Source organism: Pseudomonas sp. CM25, assembly GCF_013179705.1.
In the GTDB taxonomy this organism is placed as follows: domain Bacteria; phylum Pseudomonadota; class Gammaproteobacteria; order Pseudomonadales; family Pseudomonadaceae; genus Aquipseudomonas.
Genome location: NZ_JABMCW010000392.1, coordinates 1 through 4,563 on the forward strand (window position 1 = coordinate 1; position 4,563 = coordinate 4,563).

Annotated in this window: 3 protein-coding genes and 1 pseudogene; all 4 read right to left on the bottom strand. The window is 67.1% G+C overall.

The features are described from left to right. Window positions 1-573, bottom strand: a pseudogene (locus HP546_RS26300) (ATP-dependent DNA ligase); the annotation flags it as partial. Next, window positions 570-1,586, bottom strand: coding sequence for a ligase-associated DNA damage response exonuclease (locus HP546_RS26305; RefSeq protein ID WP_172231581.1), 1,017 nt, complete (start codon window positions 1,584-1,586; stop codon window positions 570-572). The gene HP546_RS26305 and the pseudogene HP546_RS26300, both read right to left, overlap by 4 nt. A gap of 107 nt (window positions 1,587-1,693) precedes the next feature. After that, window positions 1,694-4,135, bottom strand: coding sequence for a penicillin acylase family protein (locus tag HP546_RS26310; protein WP_172231584.1), 2,442 nt, complete (start codon window positions 4,133-4,135; stop codon window positions 1,694-1,696). Between the two features lie 85 nt (window positions 4,136-4,220). After that, a partial coding sequence (locus HP546_RS26315; RefSeq protein ID WP_172231587.1) for an aminotransferase class I/II-fold pyridoxal phosphate-dependent enzyme occupies window positions 4,221-4,563 on the bottom strand: 343 nt, incomplete at its 5' end.

A 4,563-nucleotide genomic window follows, 5' to 3' on the forward strand; every position in this document is an offset into this window, starting at 1 on the left:
CTGGTAGCTGGCCGCAGTGGGGCGGTGGCTGATGTCGGTATACCCGACCAGGCGCTGGGCCACCCGCTTGGCATCCAGGCCCGCCAGCTGCGCCAGGGCGCGGGTGACCAGCAGCTTCGATACACCGACGCGCAAGCTGCCGGTGATCAGCTTCAGGCACAGCATCAGGCTGGGGCGGTCCAGCTGCGCCCACAAAGGCGGCAGGCGTTGCTGTATCTGTTCCGGGGGCAGCCCGCGCAACGGCAGCAAATGGGCTTCAACCCAGTACGCAAGGCCATCGGCGCTCTGCTGAGGGCTCTGCGGCAATAACAGCGAGATGGTTTCGGCCAGGTCGCCAACGGACTGGTAGCTCTCTTCGAACAGCCAGTCAGGCAACCCTGCCAGGGCGGTGGCCAGCTCCCGCAACACACGGGTTGGCACCAATTGGCGGGGGCGGCCGCCCGCCAGGAAGTACACCGCCCAGGCCGCATCGTCGGCGGGGGCGCTTGCAAAGTAGTCGCGCAGGGCTTCGAGTTTGGCATTACTCGAGGTGGTCGCATCCAGCCGCAGATACAGCTCGGCGAAGGCCTTCATGCGTCTGGCTCCGCGCTGGTCGCGTCGTCTTCCTCGCCGTACTCGGTGACGAAAGCACGGGCGTCCAGGCCTTGTTCGTTGAGGTAGCGAACCAGCACGTTGACCGAGCCGTGGGTGACCATCACCCGTTCTGCACCGGTCTGGGCGATGGCCCAGAGCAACCCTGGCCAGTCGGCATGGTCCGAGAGCACGAAGCCGCGGTCGACGCCGCGCCGCCGGCGCGTGCCACGCAGCAGCATCCAGCCGCTGGCGAACGCGTCGCTGTAGTCGCCAAAACGGCGCATCCAGCTGCTGCCGCCGGCCGATGGCGGCGCCAGCACCAGGGCCTGGCGCAGCAGTGGGTCGTTGCGCGGGATGTCACCGGCGTAGCGGGTTTCCGGCAGGTGCACGCCGGCCTCCCGGTACACCCGGTTCAGCGGCTCGACGGCGCCATGCACGAGGATCGGGCCGATGCTGGCGTCCAGCCCGTGCAGAATTCGCTGGGCCTTGCCGAAGGCGTAGCAGAACAGCACGCTGGCCTTGCCCAGTTCGCAGTTGGCCCGCCACCAGGCATTGATGCCGGCAAATATTTCACCCTGGCTGGGCCAGCGGTAGATCGGCAGGCCGAAGGTCGATTCGGTGATGAAGGTGTGGCAGGGCACCGGTTCGAAGGGGGTGCAGGTGCCATCGGGCTCCACCTTGTAGTCGCCGGAGGCCACCCAGACTTCGCCCTGATACTCCAGGCGCACCTGCGCCGAACCCAGCACATGGCCGGCAGGGTGCAGGCTCAGGGTTACCCCGTGGTGCAGCAAACGCTCGCCGTAGGGCAGGGTCTGCAGGTCGATGTCCTGGCCCAGGCGGCTGCGCAGGATGCCGGCGCCCGGTGCGGCAGTCAGGTAATGGGCGTTGCCGGTACGGGCGTGGTCGCCGTGGCCGTGGGTGATGACGGCACGCTCGACCGGCCGCCAGGGGTCGATGTAGAAATCACCGGGCGGGCAGTACAGGCCTTCGGGGCGGGCAATGACGAGGTCCATGGCACGGGCACTGGTTTGGCGTTACCAGTTAGGAGCCATGGCAGACATGGGAAGTTCGACCGGAAATGACCGGGGCCGTAAAGCGGCCCCGATACGGGCGATCACGCTTATTTTCCAGGCACCAACGTCAGCCGCTGGTTGCCATACGCCCGCCCGAAGTTCTGCGGTTGCAGCGGCAGGCTCATGAAGCGCCCTTTGAGCCAGGCATCCAGCCCGTCGCTGTAATGCGCGCTGGCCGGGTTGCCGGATTGCCCGGTGCTGGTCAGCACCTGCAAGGGTTCGGCCTGACCGAAGTCGACGATCATCCGCGCCGAGGCCGGCAGGCGGGTATCGAAATCGTTGCCCCAGGCGTAAGGCGTCAAGGCGAGGGTCGTGAAATCGCCACCTGCGGCCATGGGCGAGCGGCCGAGCGGGTCGCCCAGGCCATGGTAGGCCGGTGCCGGCCAGCGGTACTGGTGCAGCTTGCCCCACTGCCAGGCGCGGCGGTCAGCGCCCAGTTGCGCGGTGCCGGCATCCACTGCCGCTGCCAGGCTGCGGGCGAGGATGGCCGGCTTGTCTTCCTTCTGTGGGGTGTTGCGGTCATCCCAGAACGGGCTGTCGTCGCGGCCCAGCAGGTGATCGGCCTGGGCCGAGAATGACAACCGCGCATTGCTGACGAACGCTTGCCAGGCCGGGCCGGACTCCGGGCCCAGCTCGTCAAGGAACGTCTGCCGAGCCATTTCCTGAAGGAACAGCTCGTACAGCGCGGCATCTGCCGACACCGGGCTCAGGCGGCCATCGAACGCCTTGAGCCGGGCCAGGGTGTCGCGGGCCTTGTCGCGCTGTGCGGCGGGCAGGGCATCGATCGCCTGTTTCAGCGGCTGTGCCATCCCCGGGGCGTCGAACATCTGCTTGAGCTTGTCGGCCATCAGGGTGACCTGGTCATTCTGCAGGGCCATCAGGCTGCGGCTATCGTGGCGGCCATTGCCGGCCAGCTGGCCCAGGCGCTCGGCGCGCTCGGGGTAGTACCAGCTGCTGGACAGCTGCATGCCATAGCCGCGTGGCAGGCTGCGCTGGTTGGCGTGGCCGAGCCAGCCGGCGGGCGGGTCCTGGTCGTAGGGGTGCAGCATCGGGTCGGCATAGCCGTCCCAGTCGTAGCGCCCGTCCCAGCCTGGCGAGGGCAGCAGGCCTTGGCCTTCGCGGCGGTTGGGGTAGCGGCCGCTGACTTGCCAGCCGATGTGCTCAGGCTCGGCGAAAACGAAATTGAGGGCGACGGCGGTGACTTCGCGGGTACTGTCGAAGGCACGTTCCACGTTCTTGGCGCGGGTCAGGTCGAACAGCGCATCCAGGCTGCGGTCGCCCTTGAACTGCGGCAGGTTCAGTGCCAGGCCCAGGCTGGCGTTGTCGGGCTGGGCCAGCAGGGTGCCATGGCGGGTGTCGTACATCACTTCGCGCAGCGGTCGCTGGCCGCGCACCAGGAAGGTTTCGCTGCGGGCCCGGGCCGGCAGCCACTTGCCGTCGGCCAGGTAGCTCAGTTGGGTGCCCTGGCGGCGCAGCTGCTCCAGGTACAGGTCCTGGTTGTCGGCCATGACTGCACTGCTGCTCCAGGCCAGCTTGCCGTTATAGCCGGCCAGCACGATCGGCAGGCCAGGCAGCGACAGGCCGGCAACCTGGTACTTGCCGGTGTGGATCTGTACCGGGCTGAGGGCCCAGGCGGCACGGCTATCGCTGGCCAGCAGGCTCTTGCCGCTGCGGCTGCGCTGCGGGGCCAGGGCCAGGTTGGCCGAGCCCGGGCTGCCGAGCAGGTCGAGCTCGGCGAGCTTCTGGCTGGCAGCGGCCAGGGCCGGCAGCCCCGGCAACTGGCTGGCCAGGTTCAGGCCCTTGAGCTTGTCCACCTCGCTTTCGGCCAACGGTTCGTCCGGGGCCCCCGGCAGCAGCCAGGCCAGCTTGTCGCTGCCGGTTTTCTGCGCCAGGGTCAGGGCGCTTAGCTCTTCCTGCAGGTTCACCGACTGGCTGAAGGCATACAGGCTGAAGATCAGCGCCGAGTCTTCTGGCTTCCAGTATTCGGGGCGGTAGCCCCTGCTGGCCAGGCTGGCGGGCAGTTTGTCGCGGTAGCGGAACAGGTAGGCGTTGACCCCGCGCGCATACACTTCGAAGAAGCGTTTTAGCCGTGGCGATGCGTCGGCGTATTGCTGGGCGGCGCTCTGCTTGAGGTTGGCCGCGCGCATCAGGCGGTCGATGTCCAGTGCTTCGCTGCCGGCCAGCTCGGCCAGGCGGCCTTGGGCAAGCAGGCGCATGGCGACCATCTGTTCGATGCGATCGCCGGCGTGCACATAGCCCAGGCTGAACAGTGCGTCATGGAAGCTGCTGCTTTCGATCAGCGGTGCACCCATGGCGTTGCGGCGTACCGAAACGTTCTGTGCCAGGCCTTTGAGCGGTTGCATGCCGCTGGTCGGTGGCACGCTGTCCTGGTAGCCGCCCGTCTGGCAGCCGGCCAGCCCGAGCGTGCCGAGCAGCGTGGCGGCGGTTGCGAACCGCAGGCGGAAGGGAGGAAAGGCGGGGGCGGCCATGACAAGGGCTCCTGCAAGGCGTGGCAAGGTTTTAAAGGCGCTAAGGTAGTAAGCGCGCAGTCGCCGTGCAAGGTCACTCGGCGCTTTATTTACCGATGCCTGGCGGAACCTTGAAATGCTCGGCCACGGCGTCGGAAAAGTGTGTGCAGTTGATGCGCGCAAAGCGTTTGTAGTCACGCCCGACCGCAAACGCCGAGCCTGGCATCAGCAGCACTTTATGCTGTTCCAGCTTGTGCATGAAAGGTTGCAGGTCTGCCAGATCGGGGTGATGGACCCACAGGAACATGCCGCCTTGCGGGGTTATGTCGAACTGCCAGCCACGCGCCAGCAACAAACGCTGGGTTTGCGCCTGCTGGCGGATCAGGCGCTGCTGCACGTCATTCATGTGCCGGGCATAGGTACCATCGGCCAGGATGGTGTTGACGAAG

What these genes read in the sequence shown, in the direction of transcription:
- HP546_RS26310 (WP_172231584.1), bottom strand. Translation starts at nt 4,135, where the DNA reads ATGGCCGCCCCCGCCTTTCCTCCCTTCCGCCTGCGGTTCGCAACCGCC.
- HP546_RS26305 (WP_172231581.1), bottom strand. Translation starts at nt 1,586, where the DNA reads ATGGACCTCGTCATTGCCCGCCCCGAAGGCCTGTACTGCCCGCCCGGT.